The sequence below is a fragment of the Mariprofundus micogutta genome, assembly GCF_001895085.1.
GTDB lineage: Bacteria > Pseudomonadota > Zetaproteobacteria > Mariprofundales > Mariprofundaceae > Mariprofundus > Mariprofundus micogutta.
In genome coordinates this window covers 16127-35703 of record NZ_BDFD01000016.1, presented here as the reverse complement: position 1 = coordinate 35703, position 19577 = coordinate 16127, and the positions used below count along the sequence as shown (strand labels likewise).

The 19577-nt window shown below is 49.1% G+C and carries 21 protein-coding genes; all 21 read right to left on the bottom strand.

Annotated elements, in window-relative coordinates; translation table 11 throughout:
• Positions 1–12: 12 nt before the first annotated feature.
• The gene (atpG, locus tag MMIC_RS09095; RefSeq protein WP_072660154.1) at positions 13–867 is read right to left on the bottom strand and encodes a F0F1 ATP synthase subunit gamma; all 855 of its coding nucleotides are present in this window, start codon (positions 865–867) and stop codon (positions 13–15) included.
• 15 nt (positions 868–882) lie between these two features.
• A complete protein-coding gene (gene atpA, locus MMIC_RS09090; protein WP_072660153.1) occupies positions 883–2424 on the bottom strand; it encodes a F0F1 ATP synthase subunit alpha in 1542 nt (513 codons plus the stop codon).
• 31 nt (positions 2425–2455) lie between these two features.
• The gene (locus tag MMIC_RS09085) at positions 2456–2980 is read right to left on the bottom strand and encodes a F0F1 ATP synthase subunit delta (protein WP_072660152.1); all 525 of its coding nucleotides are present in this window, start codon (positions 2978–2980) and stop codon (positions 2456–2458) included.
• Positions 2977–3459 (bottom strand): F0F1 ATP synthase subunit B, encoded by a 483-nt coding sequence (locus MMIC_RS09080; protein WP_072660151.1) that lies wholly within the window; start codon positions 3457–3459, stop codon positions 2977–2979. Before MMIC_RS09080 ends, MMIC_RS09085 begins: the two co-directional genes overlap by 4 nt.
• A gap of 35 nt (positions 3460–3494) precedes the next feature.
• On the bottom strand, positions 3495–3746 hold the full coding sequence (gene atpE, locus MMIC_RS09075) for a F0F1 ATP synthase subunit C (RefSeq protein ID WP_018289036.1): 252 nt from the start codon (positions 3744–3746) through the stop codon (positions 3495–3497).
• Between the two features lie 32 nt (positions 3747–3778).
• A complete protein-coding gene (gene atpB, locus MMIC_RS09070; RefSeq protein WP_072660150.1) occupies positions 3779–4603 on the bottom strand; it encodes a F0F1 ATP synthase subunit A in 825 nt (274 codons plus the stop codon).
• Positions 4596–4985 (bottom strand): ATP synthase subunit I, encoded by a 390-nt coding sequence (locus tag MMIC_RS09065; RefSeq protein WP_072660149.1) that lies wholly within the window; start codon positions 4983–4985, stop codon positions 4596–4598. The genes atpB and MMIC_RS09065 overlap by 8 nt, the downstream gene beginning before the upstream one ends.
• A gap of 191 nt (positions 4986–5176) precedes the next feature.
• Positions 5177–6637, bottom strand: a complete 1461-nt coding sequence (locus MMIC_RS09060) for an NADH-quinone oxidoreductase subunit N (protein WP_072660148.1) — start codon at positions 6635–6637, stop codon at positions 5177–5179.
• Between the two features lie 11 nt (positions 6638–6648).
• Positions 6649–8217, bottom strand: coding sequence for an NADH-quinone oxidoreductase subunit M (locus tag MMIC_RS09055; RefSeq protein ID WP_072660147.1), 1569 nt, complete (start codon positions 8215–8217; stop codon positions 6649–6651).
• Between the two features lie 16 nt (positions 8218–8233).
• On the bottom strand, positions 8234–10234 hold the full coding sequence (gene nuoL / locus MMIC_RS09050) for an NADH-quinone oxidoreductase subunit L (RefSeq protein ID WP_072660146.1): 2001 nt from the start codon (positions 10232–10234) through the stop codon (positions 8234–8236).
• 19 nt (positions 10235–10253) lie between these two features.
• Entirely contained in the window at positions 10254–10559 is a 306-nt protein-coding gene (gene nuoK / locus MMIC_RS09045) for an NADH-quinone oxidoreductase subunit NuoK (RefSeq protein WP_072660145.1), read from the bottom strand.
• On the bottom strand, positions 10559–11143 hold the full coding sequence (locus MMIC_RS09040; RefSeq protein WP_072660144.1) for an NADH-quinone oxidoreductase subunit J: 585 nt from the start codon (positions 11141–11143) through the stop codon (positions 10559–10561). Before MMIC_RS09040 ends, nuoK begins: the two co-directional genes overlap by 1 nt.
• Before the next feature lie 20 nt (positions 11144–11163).
• On the bottom strand, positions 11164–11646 hold the full coding sequence (nuoI, locus tag MMIC_RS09035) for an NADH-quinone oxidoreductase subunit NuoI (protein ID WP_072660143.1): 483 nt from the start codon (positions 11644–11646) through the stop codon (positions 11164–11166).
• 4 nt (positions 11647–11650) lie between these two features.
• On the bottom strand, positions 11651–12712 hold the full coding sequence (nuoH, locus tag MMIC_RS09030) for an NADH-quinone oxidoreductase subunit NuoH (protein WP_072660142.1): 1062 nt from the start codon (positions 12710–12712) through the stop codon (positions 11651–11653).
• Complete coding sequence (gene nuoG, locus MMIC_RS09025) at positions 12712–15069, bottom strand: NADH-quinone oxidoreductase subunit NuoG (RefSeq protein ID WP_072660141.1); 2358 nt, start codon at positions 15067–15069, stop codon at positions 12712–12714. The genes nuoH and nuoG overlap by 1 nt, the downstream gene beginning before the upstream one ends.
• Positions 15066–16346, bottom strand: a complete 1281-nt coding sequence (gene nuoF, locus MMIC_RS09020) for an NADH-quinone oxidoreductase subunit NuoF (protein WP_072660140.1) — start codon at positions 16344–16346, stop codon at positions 15066–15068. Before nuoF ends, nuoG begins: the two co-directional genes overlap by 4 nt.
• Positions 16343–16843: an NADH-quinone oxidoreductase subunit NuoE family protein gene (locus tag MMIC_RS09015; RefSeq protein WP_072660139.1), complete on the bottom strand. Its 501-nt coding sequence runs from the start codon at positions 16841–16843 to the stop codon at positions 16343–16345. Before MMIC_RS09015 ends, nuoF begins: the two co-directional genes overlap by 4 nt.
• Positions 16840–18018 carry an NADH-quinone oxidoreductase subunit D gene (locus MMIC_RS09010; protein ID WP_072660138.1) on the bottom strand — a complete coding sequence of 393 codons (1179 nt, stop codon included), beginning with the start codon at positions 18016–18018 and terminating at the stop codon, positions 16840–16842. The genes MMIC_RS09015 and MMIC_RS09010 overlap by 4 nt, the downstream gene beginning before the upstream one ends.
• Entirely contained in the window at positions 18011–18628 is a 618-nt protein-coding gene (locus MMIC_RS09005) for a complex I 30 kDa subunit family protein (RefSeq protein ID WP_072660137.1), read from the bottom strand. Before MMIC_RS09005 ends, MMIC_RS09010 begins: the two co-directional genes overlap by 8 nt.
• 6 nt (positions 18629–18634) lie before the next feature.
• Positions 18635–19111, bottom strand: coding sequence for a NuoB/complex I 20 kDa subunit family protein (locus MMIC_RS09000; protein WP_072660136.1), 477 nt, complete (start codon positions 19109–19111; stop codon positions 18635–18637).
• Positions 19102–19473 carry an NADH-quinone oxidoreductase subunit A gene (locus tag MMIC_RS08995; RefSeq protein WP_072660135.1) on the bottom strand — a complete coding sequence of 124 codons (372 nt, stop codon included), beginning with the start codon at positions 19471–19473 and terminating at the stop codon, positions 19102–19104. The genes MMIC_RS09000 and MMIC_RS08995 overlap by 10 nt, the downstream gene beginning before the upstream one ends.
• Positions 19474–19577 lie beyond the last annotated feature (104 nt).

Here is a 19577-nt window from a genome sequence, read left to right as displayed (position 1 = left end):
CTTTAAACTGTTTTAGCCAGCCGCAGCTGCACCGGCACAAATTTCTGCCAGTTCCTGCGTAATGGCGGCCTGACGGGCCTTGTTATATGTAATGCTGAGATCCTTAACGATATCTTTAGCATTATCGGTTGCAGCTTTCATTGCCACCATACGGGCAGACTGCTCACATGCTTTGTTTTCCAGCACTGCATGGTAAACCAGTGATTCAACATAACGGCGCAGGATACCTTCAAGAACATCCTTTGCTTCAGGTTCGTATAGATAATCCCAGTAACCGTTGTGCTCTCCTTCCGGAATCGGACAAGGCAACAATGGCATCGACGTTGGTGTCTGAGTCATGGTGTTTACGAACTCGGAATATACAAGATGCACTGCATCCAGTTCACCAGCCTCATATTTCTCAATAGCAAGTGTAACTAAGCCAAGAATATCAGCGAGTTCAGGTGTATCTGAAATATCCTCTGCAACGCCGTTGATGCTGGCGCCAACACGTCGCATAAACATGCCCGCACGTTTGCCGATGGTGAATACTTCGATATCAGCAGTCTGTTCCTTCATCAGGCCCAGAGCTTCTTTCAGCGCATTGGTATTCAAGCCACCACAGAGGCCTTTATCGGTAGTAACAACAATTACGCCGACTTTTTTGACCTCTTCACGCTGAACCAGAAACGGATGCTGATACTCGTTATGAGCACTCACGATGTTCGCAACCACTCGTCTTACACCTTCGGCATAAGCACGGGCTGCAACCACGCGATCCTGGGCTTTGCGCATTTTGGATGCGGCAACCATTTCCATCGCCTTGGTAATTTTACCAGTGTTCTGGATAGCCTTAATCTGGGTGCGAATTTCCTTGGCTGAAGCCATATCTAACTACCTAACTCAGTATGTGCCGGTAGACTTAAAGTCCGCGACAGCATTTTTCAGGCCCTCTTCAACCTGTTCGTTCAATGCAGGGTTTGCATTCAAACCTTCCACCAGATTTCCGTGAGATGAGTTCAGGTGCGCCAGATAAGCCTTCTCGAAAGAAACAACTTTCGATACTTCAACATCATCCAGATCACCGTTATTCAGTGCATACAGCACAGCTGTCATCTCAGCGACTGACTGAGGTGCATTTTCATCCTGCTTGAGGATTTCCATGCCACGCTTACCACGTTCAATCTGCATGCGAGTTGCTTCATCCAGGTCTGATGCAAACTGTGCAAATGCAGCCAGTTCACGATACTGAGCCAGATCCAGACGCAGACCGCCACCGACCTTCTTCATGGCTTTAGTCTGGGCAGCACCACCAACACGGGATACAGACAGACCTGCATTAATGGCAGGACGCTGACCGGCGTTGAAAAGGCTCGTTTCCAGGAAGATCTGACCATCGGTAATAGAGATCACGTTGGTCGGCACGAATGCGGATACGTCACCTTCCTGAGTCTCAATAATAGGAAGTGCAGTCAGAGAACCTGTTTTACCTGTTACTTCACCGTTGGTGAATTTTTCAACATATGTTTCATCAACACGGGAAGCACGCTCAAGCAGACGTGAATGCAGGTAGAAAACATCACCAGGGTATGCTTCACGGCCCGGAGGACGACGCAGAATCAGGGAAACTTGACGGTAGGCCCAGGCCTGCTTGGTCAAGTCATCATAAATAATCAGCGCATCTTCACCACGGTCACGGAAATACTCACCCATGGTACAGCCGGAATATGGTGCGATGTACTGCAGCGCAGCAGATTCAGAAGCAGAGGCAGCTACGATGATAGTGTTATCCAGTGCACCATGTTCTTTCAGTGTGCGAACTACAGAAGCAACTGTTGATGCTTTCTGACCAACAGCTACGTATACGCATGTTACGCCAGTGTCTTTCTGGTTAATGATGGTATCGATTGCAATCGCAGTCTTACCAGTCTGACGGTCACCAATGATCAACTCACGCTGTCCACGACCTACAGGAACCATCGAGTCAATTGCTTTAATACCGGTCTGCAATGGCTGATCTACAGATTTACGTTCAATAACGCCCGGTGCTATTTTTTCAACAGCATCAGAAGCAGAAGCGTTGATCGGACCTTTACCATCTACTGGCTGGCCCAGTGCGTTTACTACGCGACCTTTCAGTTCAGGGCCTACAGGCACTTCAAAGATCTTGCCGGTGCATTTTACTTCGTCGCCTTCAGACAATTCAGTGAACTCACCGAAGATTACAGCACCAACGCTGTCTTCTTCCAGATTGAGCACCATTCCCATAATGCCACCCGGGAATTCAAGCATCTCTCCAGCCATTGCGCCGGAAAGACCGTGCAGCAGTGCCACACCATCACCAACGGAGATGATACGACCGACATTTGCGTCAGCAGCACTGGCTTCAAAGCCTTTGATCTGTTCTTTAATGATCGAACTAATTTCTGCGGTATCGAGCTTCATACTATATTTCCTCTAATACTCAGTCTGCTGCTTAGGATGCCAGTGCACGGCGGAGGCCGGCCAGCTTCGTACGCAACGAATAATCTATTTTACGGTCACCAATACGGACCACCATCCCGCCAAGGATTGATTTATCCTCAGAGATGGAAAGACGAACTTTTTTACCAGTTGATGCAGTCAATGCCTTGGACAACTTGTCCTGCAATGCCTCATCCATGGAAGATGCAACAGTCACGTCAGCTTCAAGTTCACTTTCTGCCTGATGAATCATCTCATCAACCATGTCAGCTATCTCAGGCAGCAGGGCCACCTTGTTCCGTTCAGCCAGCAACGCAACCAGACGTTCAATTTCAGCAGAAATCTTGCCACCTGATGCCTTGATGATCACCTGCTGTTTAAGTGACACCGGATATTCCGGTGAAACCAAAAGTGCAGCCACTTCAGCTTCGGATGCTACTGCAGCTACTGCTGCCAGATCTTCACGCACATTCGTGCCTTCAGAGATCAGGTCGAACAGGGCGCGTGCGTAGCGGCGGGAAATCTGCGACGTGCTCATGCGTTACCGAACCCGCTGCTGACAATTCCTTCAACCAGCTTGGCATGACGTTTTGCATCCAACTCGGCTTCTACAACCTGCTCAGCAGCTATCATTGCAATATCAGCAACTTCGCCACGCAGGGTCTGACGTGCACGGTTAAGCTCTGCATTCACTTCGTCGCGAGCACTGTCCACGATTTGCTGTGCTTCAGTACGAGCCTTGATAACAGACTCCTCATTAAGCTCAGCTGAACGCTTCTCAGCAGCAGCGATGATTTCTGCAGCCTTGCTGCGCGCTTCATTCAGTTGCTCGGCAATTTCCACTTCAGCTTTCGCCTTTGCTTCATTGCCCGCATCGGCAGCAGCCAGTCCCTGTGCAATCTTATTGGAACGAGCTTCCATAAGTTCTGCCATAGGGCCGTACAGGTATTTCTTCATCAAAAATACCAGGGTCAGGAATACAACAATCTGACCAATAAATGTCAGGTCTAAACTCATATGACCTCCTCTTTAGATTCCAATGTTCTTTTTAATTAGCCCAAGAATGGGTTTGCGAACAGGAACCACAGAGCGAATGCCATGATGATGAATGGGAAAGATTCCATCAGACCTGCAAAGATGAACATGTTAAACATTAGCTGTGGGCGCATTTCTGGCTGGCGAGAGATGCCTTCCAGAGCCTTCGAGCAGATAAGACCCCAACCAATTGCAGAGCCTAGGCCTGCAGCGGCTAGAATAACACCAACTGAAATTGCGGTTGCAGCTGTAATCATTGAAACGTCCATATTTATTACTCCTATCGTTGTTGAAAATTAAATTAGTGTTCTACCGGTTGGTGTGCAATAGACAAGTACACCACCGTGAGAATCATGAAGATGAATGCCTGCAGAAGACCGATGAACAGGTGGAATGCAGTCCATGCCAAGCCAACAAAGAAACCTGCTGCCATACTCACCGCACCACCACCAAGCAGCAGGAATGCGATCAACAGGAAGATTACTTCACCAGCAAACATATTACCGAACAGTCGGAAGGAGAGTGACAATGGCTTAGCCACCTCTTCAACGAGCTTCAGAATCAAATTAATCGGCATCACAATCGGCTTAAGGAAACCTGGCACCAGTGATGTAAATGGCTCCATAACCAGTTCTTTACAGAAATGAACCGGTTTAAGCTTGAATTCGTAGTATAGAACCAGAGCAAATACAGACACAGCCATAGCCGCAGGAAGGTTCAAGTCGTTCGTTGGAACCGGGCGGAAATGCTCAACACCGAACAGGTGAGCAATATTGCCCAACAGGAAGGCCGGCAGAATGTCGATCGTATTGATCAGGGCAATAAAACAGAACACTGTAAATGCCAGCGGAGCAATCAATGGGTTATGAACAGGGAAGTTATCCTTCACGGTCTGGTCAATAAAACCTACAACTGATTCCATGAAGTTCTGTGCGCCGGACGGAGCACCTTCAACAAGCCTGCCTTTTAACCACAGGGCAAAGATAAACATACCAGCAGCAACCACAATGGTAACCAGCATGGTATCAAGATGAATTTGCATGAATGGATTGGACTCATCAATTTTGAGTGTCCAATACTGCAGATGGCCGGCAATTCCGCCGTCGCCGTGACTCTGATCAGCCAAGTCCCTCTCCTTTACTCTCTTTCTTAAACTTCATCATCGCAGCTACAAACACAGCTGCCTGTGCTACAAACATACCAAGCGCAACCACTAACAAGTGCAGGCCGAAAACCTGAGACACCAGCAGTGCTGCAATCAGTGCAACAAACCTTAATGCAGCCCCCGCATACAGAGATCGCTGCCCGGCTTCCACACTCAGATCTCGAGTCCCCTCAAGCCTGGATGCAAGCCACCATGCATTTCCGATCATAAGGATCAGACCATAGAGCATGGATAAAAAATGCTCGGACTGCCCTGTTAAAACCAGACATGCTAAACCGAATGCGCCTGCGATGATCTGAATCCGGAAAACAGTTGCAAATGCAGTTGATTCTTCCAGAGCCATATATCCTCAAGAACTTGGTTGTGAGTCGCTTGTACTATGCGAGCCCTCTCCCCTCGATTCGTGCGAGCGGCATTATAACGACAGACCACCCTCATGACAAGCGAACAATATACACTCCGCGAGTCAGTTAATACTTGAATACACTCCACCATTTTCGCTACGATTTGTCTATAGCGTGATGAGACAAAGAGTTAAACCAAACCACCCAGAGCCTGCTTACACAGGTCCATAAGTGGACTTGGGAAAACACCAATCAAGACAACTCCGATCGCTGCGACAATCACAGTGAACTGAATCGGCTTGCTTTCAACAAAGTTAAATGCCACACGCTCATCATCAAAGTAGATGTATTTCACAACGCGAAGGTAGTAAAAAGCACCGACTGCAGAGAACAGCAAAGCAAACAGAACCAGATACAGGTGGCCAGCCTCTACAGCTGCCATAAATACTGCATATTTTGCCCAGAAACCACCGAGAAACGGAATGCCCGCCATTGAGAACAGCAGCAACCCCATAGCCAGTGCGTATCCAGGCCGTACTTTTGACAGGCCGGCAAAATCGTCCAGTAACTCACCTTGAATACCCTCACGATTCATCAGAATTATAATCGCAAAGACACCCATGGTCATAACCAGGTAGATAGATAGATAAATCAGAATGCCGGAAAAACCGTCAGCGGTACCGGCAATCAGACCCATCATGATGAAACCGACATGACCAACTGTTGAATAAGCCAGCATACGCTTGATATTGCGTTGAGCAATGGCTGCAAGGTTACCGACGACAATCGTCAATACAGCCAGAATAGTCAGAATTGTTTCATATTCGTGCTGCACAGCTGGCAGAAGATCGGCAACGACACGCATCAGGATAGCAAAACCAGCCACTTTTGGTGCAACAGACATAAATGCAGTGACAGGTGTTGGTGCCCCTTCATATGCATCCGGTGTCCACATATGGAATGGTGCCATGGATACTTTAAAACCAAGCCCGGCAATCATGAACACCAGACCAAGCATGACAGCTGCATGGCTGCTATCGTCAGCGTTCTGCAGTGCATGTCCCATTTCAGCGAAGTTGAAGCTGCCGGTCACGCCGTACAGGAAGGTAATGCCGTAAAGCAGCATACAGGATGAGAGTGCACCAAGAATAAAATATTTCAGTGCTGCTTCATTTGAGCGCAATACCTCTCGCTGATAAGCCACCAGCACATATACAGATAGCGCCATCAACTCAAGACCAAGATACATAATGATAAAGTTATTGGCTGAAACCATCAGCATCATGCCAAGCATGGCAAATAACATTAGGATGTAATATTCACCGATATTCACTTCTTTCTTCATGTACTCCAGAGACAGAATCATACCGAAAGCTGTACCTGCGAAAATTAGCATCTTGCTATAAACAGCAAATGCATCGAAGACAAACATACCATAAAACGCTACAAGCACTTCGGAACTCTGCAGACTCCATGTCGCGACTGCTGCAATCATTGTCGTCAGAATTGCCAGATAGGCAGTGATTTTACTTCCCTTGGTGATAAACACGTCGATGAGCAGCAGCGCCATAGCCAGCACAGCCACGATCATCTCAGGCAGCAGCGTGATCAGATGCTCTGGGAACGGAAACGGAAAAGTCACATTAGCCATGAATTACTTCCTCAATGATGGACTGCATCGATAGCAGGCAAAGCCTGTACCAGTGCTGCAGCCGCATCCAGCTTACTCGTTGTTGCCTGTTCGATCAGATGTGCAACCGATACATGCAGAAAATCTAGGAATGGTAATGGGTAGAAACCCATCCACAGGGTCAGTACCATCAATGGAACAAAAAATCCGAATTCGCGTACAGTCATATCTTTCATCGACTTGACTGAATCTTTGACCAGATCACCCATAATCACGCGCTTGTACATCCACAGCGTATAACATGCTGACAATACCACTGATGTCGTAGCTGCAATGGCAACCCACTTGGTGGATACGTCCATATATACAGGGTTCGCTTCAAAAGTGCCGATCAGAACCATGATTTCACCGACAAATGCAGATGCGCCTGGCAGTGCCACATTCGCCATACAGAAGAACAGCATGACAGCGGCAAACACCGGCATCACATTGACGACGCCTCCGTAATCACCAATCGCACGTGTATGCAATCGGTCATACATGACACCGACACAAAGGAATAGTGCTGCGGCAACAAAACCATGAGAGATCATACCGATCACAGCACCTTCAACGGCGGCCTGCGTGAACATGAATGTTCCCAGTGTTACAAAACCCATATGTGCAATCGATGAATAGGCAATCAGCCGCTTCATATCTGTCTGCATCATGGCAACCAGTGAGATATAAACAATCGCTACCAGTGACAGGCAAACCATGAACGGTACAAAATACTGTGAAGCATCGGGCAACATCGGCAACGAGAAACGCAGGAAGCCGTATGCACCCATCTTCAGCAGGATACCGGCCAGAATAACTGAACCTGCAGTTGGCGCTTCAGTATGCGCATCAGGAAGCCATGTATGCACCGGCCACATCGGCACCTTCACTGCAAAAGCAATAAAGAAGGCAATGAAAATCCAGATCTGCCATTCCAGATCAAACGGATAATCCATGAAGGCCAGCATGCTGAATGTTTCGCCTGCCTTGAAATACATGGCCAACAATGCAATCAGCATCAATACGGAACCGGCCAGTGTATACAGGAAGAACTTCAGTGTTGCGTAAACACGATTCTTGCCACCCCAGATACCGATAATCAGATACATTGGAATCAGCAGTGCTTCCCAGAAGAAGTAGAACAGCACGGCATCCAGTGCTGCGAACACACCAATCAGCGTTGTTTCCAGCACCAGGAAGGCGATCATATATTCTTTCACACGACTCTGAATACACTGCCAGGCTGAAACGATACAGATAATGGTCAGCAAACTTGTCAGTAGAATGAATGGCATGGAAATACCATCCACACCCAACTGATAATTGATGTTGAATGCCTCAATCCACGGGTGGAATTCTTCGAACTGCATATGTGATGTCGTGGTATCAAAAGAGAACGCCAACGGCAACGTGACCAGGAATGTGACTACGGAAACTGCCAGCGCAGCCCAGCGCACAGCGTTATCACCACGCACAAACAGCCAGATCACCAGTGCACCTGCCAGTGGCAGGAAAATGCTTAGTGAAAGGATTGGAAAATCCAGAACGTTATGTAAATCCATTTCCGCCTTCTCCCCCTTAAGCCGACAGCATCAGGTAAGTGAGCAGTCCGAAGACACCCACTACCATGGCAAATGCATAATGGAACACCATACCGGTCTGCATAATGCGCATACGTGCAGCCCCTGATTTAATGGTATCAATAATACCGCCGTGAATTGCACCCTTATCAATCATGGCCAGATCACCCTTCTGCCACAGGAATGTGCCGAGATTGCGTGTCGGACGAATAATGATCTTGTCGTACAGTTCATCCCAGTACCACTTGTTCAGCAGGAAGGTGTAAACAGGGCCGGCCGCGCGAGCAATAGCCGCTGGCATTTTCGTTTCACGGAAGTACATGAAATACGCCAGGCCAATGCCGCCAAGCGCCAGCCAGAACGGCAGGGTAAACGGGGCATGAAGCATCAATGCTATTGCGCCATGAGCACCCCCCTCAGCAGCCAGAGCCATTAGCGGGTTATGTTCATCCAGCACAAATATAGCATCGCGGAAGTATCCGTTAATGATTTCAGGGTTTGCGACATCAAGCATCGTCACACCCCAGATACCTGTAACCACTGCGCCAAATGCAAGAATCATCAATGGCACGGTAATCACCTTGGGAGACTCATGCAGATGAGCTTTGGTATGTTCATCCACACGATCCGAGTTATGGAATGTCAGGAAGAACATGCGGAAGGTGTAGAAGGCTGTCATGAATACACCGGACAGAAGCGCAAATGCTGCAAACGTGCCCACCCAGCCGAATTCAGTAAACTCACGCATCATCGTCGCTTCAATAATAAGGTCTTTCGAGAAGAAACCTGCAAAGGGCGGCACACCTGAAAGTGCCAGAGCAGCCAATAACATCGTGATATAGGTAATTGGCATATATTTCCGAAGTTTACCCATCTTGCGAATATCCTGCTCAGCCATCACGGCATGAATCACGGAACCTGCGGCCAGGAAGAGCAGAGCCTTGAAGTAGGCATGTGTCATCAGATGGAAGATACCCGCCGAATAAGCCGATACACCACAGGCAACAAACATATAACCAAGCTGCGAACAGGTCGAATAGGCAATCACTCGTTTAATGTCATTCTGCACCAGACCGATCGTTGCGCACATCCATGCCGTTGTTGCACCGACAATCACAACAGCAGCAAGGGCCACTTCCGAGAACTCGAACATAGGTGACAAACGTGCCACCATGAACACACCCGCAGTCACCATCGTTGCAGCATGGATCAGTGCGGAAATAGGAGTCGGGCCTTCCATGGAATCAGGCAGCCACACATGCAGAGGTACCTGACCGGATTTACCCATGGCGCCAACAAACAGTGCAAGACAGATAAAGGTAATTGCTGAGATCTCCCAGCCCATGAAACCCAGTGTAATATTCTGGGAGACAAAATCAGGTGTCATGGCAAACACAGTTTTATATTCTACAGAACCGAAGTAATACCAGACTGCCAGAATACCGATGGCAAAACCGAAATCGCCAACGCGGTTAACCACGAATGCCTTCATCGCAGCAAAGTTGGCTGATTCACGCTGATACCAGAAACCAATCAGCAGATAAGAGAACAGCCCCACAGCTTCCCAACCGAAGAACAGGGTGAAGAAGTTGTTGCCCATTACCAGCACCAGCATGGAGAAGGTAAAGGCGGAAATATAGGCAAAGAAACGGGGATAACCCGGATCACCGTGCATATAACCGATGGTGTAGATATGAACACAGGCCGAAACTATCGTAACGGTCATCATCATAATCGTAGTCAGCGGATCAATCAGCATGCCTACAGGCACCATGAAGTCGCCGGCAATCATCCAGGTCCAGAAGTTACCGTGGAAAGATGCACCATTGAGCACCTGGATAAACACATGCACTGATAGTATGGCGGACAGAATCACCGATCCGGATGTTACAATGTGTGACAATTTCTCTTTCAGGGCCCAGCCGAACAAGCCGGCCGCCATAGCTCCCAGCAGCGGCAGCGCAGGGATCGCGAGTAATTCAGTCGTATTGAGTGTCATCTCTTGCACTTAATCCCCCTTAACCCTGCAACGTGTTGATATCTTCAATTTCAATCGAGCGGCGCAGACGATAGAACGACACCAGAATCGCCAGTCCTACAGCCACTTCACATGCCGCGACAGTCAGCACGAAGAACACAAATATCTGACCGGCCAGATCACCAAGATGGTGTGAAAAGGCCACCAGATTGATATTTACAGCCAACAGCATCAATTCAATGCACATAAGAATGGAGATTACATTCTTACGATTCAGGAATAGTCCGATAACGCCCAGAGAAAATAGAGCGGCAGCGACAATTAGGTACTGAGATAATCCAACCATTACATACTCACCTTGCGAACGCGGTCTTCTCTGCGCACCTTCACCTGCGCAGTCATATTCTGGTACTTGGCATCCTTGCGTCCACGCAAGGTCAGCACGATTGAACCGATCAGTGCCACCAGCAGAATAATCGCTGCAATCTCAAAACCCAGCAGATACTTGGTGTACAACACCTGACCAATTTGCTTGGTATTATTGACTTCCTGACCGAGATGCGCAGCAGTCGCCATCGCACCATCTGCGAACACACCGGAACTTGCAGCGGCAACAAATTCAACCAGCAGAATCACAGCAATCATGCCACCCAGTGGTAAATACTGTGTAATACCCTCACGCAGCTTAGCCACATTCACTTCCAGCATCATGATCACAAACATGAACAGCACCATCACGGCACCGACGTAGATCAGAATCAGAATAATGCCCAGGAACTCTGCATCGAGCAGGAAAAAGAGACCTGATGCATTAAAGAAGCAGAGAATCAGGAACATGACTGAATGCATGGTATTTCTCGATAGCACCACGCCTATTCCTGAGAGTATACACAGGCCAGCAAACAGATTAAAAAATGCGGTTTCGAGCATCTCTCCCCCTTGATCTACACTTAAGAGTAACGCGCATCAGCAGCAAGATTCGCTGCGATTTGCTTCTCTAAACGATCACCGTTGGCCAGCAACATATCCTTGGTGTAATACAAGCCATCGCGTTGTTCGCAGGCATATTCAAACTCCTGCGTTTCTACAATTGCATCTACAGGACAAGCTTCCTGGCAAAAGCCACAGTAAATACATTTACTGAAATCAATGTCGTAACGGGTCGTACGACGCGATCCATCATCACGCTCTTCCGATTCAATCCAGATCGCGGTTGCAGGACAAACGACTTCGCACAGCTTGCAGGCAATACAACGCTCTTCGCCGGACTCATAACGACGCAAAGCATGCAGTCCACGGAATCGTGGAGAAAGCGGTGTTTTCTCTTCCGGATACAATACAGTAATTTTTTTCTTGAACAGGTAACGGCCGGTTACGGACAATCCGATCAGCAGTTCCCACAAGAACCAGGTTTTAAAAGCACGTTTCAGCATCCGATTACCTCCACGCCAGCCAGAAGTTAATGATGCCATCTAACCCGGGTGTATAGATAAACAGGCCAATGACGAAAATCCACCCCAGAGTCCACGGCAGGAAAATTTTCCAGCCCAACCTCATCATCTGGTCATAACGGTAACGCGGGAAAGTGGCGCGGAACCAGATAAAGACAAAGATCAGGAATGCTGTTTTGCCTAGCAGCCATACCGTACCCGGAATCACATCAAGAGCCGGAATCGGCGCATACCAGCCACCCAGGAACAGAATCGAGGTCAACAGCGAGATAAGAATCATGGCACCGTATTCAGCCAGTGAGAATGTGGCGAACCACATGCCTGAATATTCAGTATGATAGCCGGAAACCAGCTCTTCGGTTTCGGTCAAATCAAACGGGGTACGGCCCGTTTCAGCACAACCGGAAATAAAGAACACGATCAGCATCGGAAACAGAGGGATCATATACCAATGCAGAATGCCGCCGGCCTGTGCGTGCACGATATCTGCCAGATTCAAAGAACCAGCCAGCATCATTACTGTCACCAGACCAAAACCCATAGAAATTTCATAAGAGATCATCTGACAGGTAGAACGGATTGAGCCAACAATCGGGTATTTCGAGTTGGATGCCCAGCCTGCCATCAATACACCGTAAATCGACAGTGATGAGATTGCCATAACATACAGTAATCCGACATTAAGATTGGATATAGCCATGATGTGTGGCTTTTCCCAGATACCGAACAATGAAGTCTCACCAAACGGTACAACGGCAAATGCAATCAGAGCCGGCACCAGCGACAGCAAAGGGGCCGCAACAAATAGAATTTTATTGGCTCTTGCCGGGATAATGGTCTCTTTCAAAAACAGCTTGAGACCATCAGCCAGTGGCTGCAACAAACCTGCGGGACCGACACGGTTGCAACCCTGACGAACCTGAACCCAACCGATAATGCGTCGTTCAAAATAGGTAATATAGGCAACTGAAAGCGCCACAGGGGCAGCAATCGCAAGAATTTCCAGCGCCCAGATACCGGCCTGAATGGCCATATCAGTAATACTCATTATGACGCACCCCCTTCAATAGATGCACCGGAGACATCGGAAAGGTCACCTGCAACACCACGTTTACCCACAAACAGTACGCCCGGACTCACATCTTCGCGCACACCAATATGATATGTGGATTCACCCAGGAAAGTACGAACCTTGTGCTCGCCTGCAGTCAAACCTTTAGCAGCCAAGGTATCAGGATGCACCAACACATCATCCAGCGCGTGAATGCGACCAGCTTCACTGAGAAGCTCTGATGCGCGCGCCCACATACCTTCACGGTACATGGAGTAGCGGCTCACCACATCCAGATCAAAGTTATCGCTGCACTCTACAGGCACAAAATCAATACCACGATTGCGACGCGGCTTGATTAGAACATTATCCGTTTCACCGCCTGCCCATACATCGGCCAACTCCGGTAAACGCTCGGCAACAGTTGCACGCAACTCATCCAGGTTAACCACCGGCACGTCGCCACCCATCACCTGAATCATACGCATCATCACCTTCCACAGTGGACGCTCCTGACCCAGAGATTTAATCGGGTTGCTCGCCACACGAATGCGCCCTTCCATATTCACGAAGGTACCTTCGATTTCGGAATAAGCAGCCGCAGGCAGTTGCACCGCGGCATATTCAGCCATCTCACCGGAAATAGAACCAATCTGAACCAGCGGAACCTTGGCAAGCGCAGCCTTGGCCGCTGACGGGAACACACCATCACCAATCGGATCACTACCGATAAGAATCAACGCATCCAGTTCTCCTGATGACGCTGCAGCGAAAATATCGCCTGCACTCACACGAACATCACCATGCGTCGCAGACAGCACCTGACGATTCATGCCTTCAGGAATCAGATTACGCCCATCATTATCAGCTTCTGCATGTCCACATGCACGCATCAACAGGTCCAGACCATGAATCAGGGCCGCTGCATCTTCATGGGCGCGAATTTCTTCACCCACCAGCAGCGCACAGGAGTCCGCCAACAGGGCATCGGCAAGAACCTTGCCAGCCTCATGACGACCCGACACCGCAGCCATCCAGCTATCGAAACCGGCAGCTGTTTTGCCCACTTCACTGACCTGCTCCATGGCGCGGGCAATCACTGCAGGCCAGTCGCGTGGACGCACCAGTGCATCACTGTTGATATCCATATTCGTGCGATAATTCATTGCGCCAATACGGGAAACAGGTTTTCCTGCATGACCGCGCTTACGCAGACGCTGCATCAGCAACGGCAAGCGCTGCCTGAGATCAGAACCAAGCACAACAACCTGCTCAGCATTTTCGATCTGATCTGTAGTCATCGAAAAGCCTTCTTCAAAGGCAAAGGAGCGCATGTCACGACGATGCAGGCCATACGCGACCTTGGCATCAGGGAATAGAGCATCACGCGTCAGGCGGATGGCCATCTGCCCTTCAATACTCCAGTCCGGAGAGAACAGGATGCCAACACGCTTGCCTTTCAGCAGAGCACTGGCCTGTTCAAATGCCTCATCCCAGGATACTTCGGACAATGCACCATCACGGCGCGCAGTAGGTTTTAAAATACGATTATCGGAACGGAAACCATCATAAACATAACGTCCACGGTCACAGATCCAGGGTTCAGGGCTATCTTCAATCGGACGGATGCGCATCACTTCATCGCCACGTGATTCAATACTGATATCACAGCCATTCGGGCACTGAGTACATGTACTCTTATGATGAGACATCTCCCATGGACGGGAAACATCATGTGAAGGTTTGTCCAGCAGTGCACCAACAGGGCAGATATCCGGCAGATTACCTGATAATTCAGATTCCAGCGCCTCTTCAACAATGCCGGCGATATTCATATGATCTGAACGGTTCAGAATGCCGATATCACCTGTGCCTGCAACTTCATCAGCGAAACGCACACAACGGGTACAATGAATACAGCGGGTCATACAGGTATTTACAAACGGCCCTAACTCATAGTTCACAGCTGCACGCTTGTGTTCCGCATAGCGACCCTTGGATGCACCATGCTCAACAGCATAGTCCTGCAGCTTGCAGCTACCACCCTGATCACATACAGGACAATCCAGTGGGTGATGAATCAACAGATACTCCATCACCATCTCGCGATCTTTTGACAGCGATTCGGATTCAGTGATGACCTTCATACCCTCGGAAACAGGCGTGCAACATGAAGCGGCAGGTTTACCCCAACCTTCAACTTCAACCAGACACATACGACAATTCGCTGCAACAGACAGTTCCGGGTGGTAACAAAAATACGGGACGTCAGCCCCATGCTCACGACAGGCCTCCAGAATACTGGTGCCTGGTGCTACTTCGACTTCTTTGTCATTAATAAACAACTGTGTCATTCTGCTTTCTCCGCCAGACGGGATTGCACATCTTCAGGGAAGAACTTGAGCAGCGACAAGACAGGAGCTGCCGCACCCTCCGCCAACGCACAGATTGTACGCCCGGCCATATGTGTTGCAGCATCTTGAAGTACAGTCACATCATCCGCATTACCCTGACCATTTTCCACACGCTTAACCACGCGCTCCAACCAACCCGTACCTTCACGGCAAGGTGTACACTGGCCGCACGACTCATGCGCATAGAAATGTGCCAGACGACGGGTCAGCGCCACCAGGTCAGCAGTCTCATCCATCACGATAATCGCACCAGAACCAAGGAATGAACCAGCTTTCATAATATCATCATAAGTTAGCGGCACATCATAATGTTCAGCGGTTAACCACGGTGTGGACGAACCGCCCGGAATAATCACCTTTGGCACAGTGCCGTGCTGCAAACCGCCGCACTGATTTTCGATCAGCGACCTTAATGATGTACCCATCGGAACTTCATAATTTCCGGGTTTATTCACATGACCGGAAACCGAGAAAATTTTGCAACCTGTATTATTAGGAATACCGATTGATGCATGCCACTGGCCGCCAAACTCAAGAATGGCAGGAACTGTCGCCAGCGTTTCCACATTATTCACCACGGTCGGACACTGATAGAAGCCTTCCACAGCAGGGAACGGCGGCTTAAAGCGAGGACGACCTGCTTTACCTTCCAGCGACTCGATCAGGGCTGTTTCTTCACCGCACACATAGGCGCCGGCACCGCGATGCACTGTCAGATTCATGGAATAACCAGTGCCAAGAATATTGTCGCCCAACAGATTTGCTTCATACGCTTCAGCAATTGCCTCATTCAGCACTTTCGCTTCATGCAGGAATTCACCACGGATATAAATATAGGCATCGTGCACATCGAGTGCAAAACCGGCCATGATCATGCCTTCAATCAGCAGGTGTGGATCAAAGCGCATAATATCGCGATCTTTAAACGTACCGGGCTCACCCTCATCCGCATTACACAGCAGATAGGTAGGTTTGCCTGTATTGCGCGGTACAAATGACCACTTAAGACCAGTCGGGAAACCCGCGCCGCCACGGCCGCGAATACCTGAGGTTTTCACCTCGTCGATAATTTTAGCTGAATCCATCTCATTCAAGACAGTCGGCAAAAACTTATAAGCACCATTTTCACGTGCCACAGATAATTTATGCTGATCAGGGATATTAATGCGGTCGAAACAGATCTGGGTTACCTGTTTTGGATCAGAGGAAATGGTCATGCCACACCTCCGTCTGCACGCACTTGCGTGATCAGTGCATCCATCGACTCAGGTGTTGCCTTCTCATGATAAATGTTATTCACCTGCACAACCGGCGCACCGCCACAGGCACCGGCACACTCCACTTCAGCAATGGTAAACATGCCATCCGGCGTAGTCTCACCCATATTGATGCCCAGTGTTTCACACATGTGATCAGCCAACTCATAGGCACCATTGAGCATGCAGCCTGCATTGGTACACACTTCCAGCAGATATTTGCCGGTAGGCTGCTCTTTGAACATGGTATAAAAAGTAACCACTTCACGAACCTGCATCAGACGCAGACCCAATACTTCAGCAATCATCTTCTGAGCATCCATGGAAATATAACCGAAATCTTCCTGCGCCATATACAAGACAGGCATCAGAGCCGACTGCGCTCCGGGATAGCGCTTTACCAGCGCCTCAATTTCAGCCAACCGTTCATCGCTGAAGCGAACTGCATCCGCACTCATCGGTCAACCTCCCCAAATACGATATCCTGTGTCCCCAGGATCGCCACAACATCGGCAATCATGTGACCACGACACATGTAATCCAGTGCTTCCAGATGAGCAAAGCCAGGGGCACGCACTTTCATACGGTATGGCTTGTTTGAGCCATCAGAAACAATATATACAGCAAACTCACCCTTCGGATGTTCAACAGCCTGATACACATCACCTGCAGGCACATGGAAACCTTCCTGGAAATATTTGAAATGATGAATCAGGGCTTCCATATCACCCTTCATTTCACCACGACTCGGGTTTGTCAGCTTGTAATCTTCAACCTTTACAGGACCCGGGTTCTTCTCCAGCCATTCAACACACTGGCTGATGATGCGATTGGATTCGCGCATCTCTTCCACGCGCACCAGATAACGGTCATAACAATCACCGGTTGCACCCACAGGAACATCAAACTCCATCTTATCGTAGACGTCATAAGGCTGCGTTTTACGAAGATCCCATGCAATGCCGGAACCACGGATCATCGGCCCGGTAAAGCCCATGCCCAGTGCAGTATCCTGATCCACCACAGCAATATCCACATTGCGCTGTTTCCAGATGCGATTCTCAGTCAGCAAGGTTTCATATTCATCGACATAGGTCGGGAAACGCTCGGTAAAACCTTTAATCTTATCCAGCAGACCATCAGGCAGATCCTTGGATACGCCACCCGGACGGAAATAAGCAGCATGCATGCGCGCGCCACTCACCTCTTCATAATAATCAAAAATATCTTCACGTTCACGGAAGCAGTACAGGAAAACGGTCATCGCACCGATATCGAGTGCAACAGCGCCCAGCCACATGCAGTGATTCAAAATACGAGTCAGCTCGGCATACATCACACGGGTATACTGGGCGCGCTCAGGCGCCTCGATGCCGAGCAGTTTTTCAACCGCCAATGCATAAGCATGCTCATTGGCCATCATTGACACATAATCAAAACGGTCAAAATAAGGCACGTTCTGCAAATAGGTCTTATATTCAAAAAGCTTTTCCGTACCACGATGCAACAAGCCAATGTGCGGATCAGCCTTTTCAACCACCTCACCATCAAGCTCAAGCACAAGACGCAACACACCATGTGCGGCAGGATGCTGAGGACCAAAGTTTAGCGTATAGTTTTTAATCTCAGCCACGGTCTACCCCCGGCCATGTGCGCTCAACAAGCACACGTTCTTCCAGTTGATTCGGCCGATAAACACAACGCCACTGGGATTCATCAAAGAACATTTCGACTCGCCCGGTCAACGGGAAGTCTTTACGCAACGGATAACCTTCAAAGCCATAATCAGTCAACAGGCGACGCAAATCAGGATGATGATTGAATATCACGCCGTACATATCAAAACACTCACGTTCAAACCAGTTTGCTGTTGGCCACACTTCAGTCACAGAATCCACCAGGTCGCGCTCATTGGCACCGACCTTCAAACGAAGACGTTTGTTTCGGGAGACTGACAATATATTATATACAACTTCAAAACGCGGAGCGTCTTCAGCGTGTCCCGGATACGCCAGTTTATCCACACCACAAAGATCCATCATCTGCTCAAAGCCATGTGCGTTTTTCAGGTAATGGCACGCTTCCACAATGCATTCACGCGCCAGAACAACAACCTCACAGTCAAGCCCTGCTGTAGCCGAGAGAACCTGGTCGCCGAACTTCTCACGCAAACCTGCCACTTCAGCCGAAACGCTGGCAGATTGTGTCACTCCGATATCATCCTGTAACTTCTCTTCTGTCATCTTAACCTACCGGGCAATCGTATTGGTACGTTTGATTTTTTCCTGCAGCTGAATAAAACCGTAAATCAGCGCCTCTGCAGTTGGAGGGCAACCCGGAACATAGATATCCACAGGAACAATGCGATCACAGCCTCGCGTCACCGAATAGGAATAATGATAATAACCGCCACCATTGGCACATGAGCCCATAGAGATTACCCAGCGAGGCTCTGACATCTGGTCGTACACCTTGCGCAATGCCGGCGCCATTTTATTACACAGCGTGCCAGCCACCACCATCACATCCGCTTGACGCGGAGACGGACGAAACACAATACCGAAACGGTCAAGATCATAACGTGAAGCACCGGCATGCATCATTTCCACCGCACAGCAGGCCAGACCGAAAGTCATAGGCCACAGCGAACCGGCACGAGCACCATTAATGAGCTTATCAGCCGTCGTGGTGATAAAGCCCTTTTCAAGTACGCCCTCTATTCCCATTGCAAGGCTCCCTTCTTCCACGCATAAATATATCCAACCAGAAGAATCACCAGGAACAGCACCATCTCAACAAAGCCGAACAGGCCGATTTGATCAAGCACTATCGCCCACGGAAACAGGAACGCACTCTCCAGATCGAAGATAACAAACAGGATGGCTAATAGATAAAAACGAACGTCGAATTGCAGGCGGGCATCTTCGAAAGCTTCGAAGCCACACTCATAAGCGGAAAGCTTTTCCGCATCCGGCTTCTGCTCAGCAAGAAGGGCTGTCAGTACAAGTGGTGCAGCGCCCATGCCAATCGCTATCAAAATAAAGATAAAGATTGGTGCATATTCATTCGCGAGATAAGTCGCGCCCATGAATCTCCCCTCCTAAAACTTTATGAAACTCCCCGTTCCTCTCCCGAAAAAAAGGACGTGCTTGCTACCATCGGCCCTATGTCCGGTCAAGCATATAAGGTGGT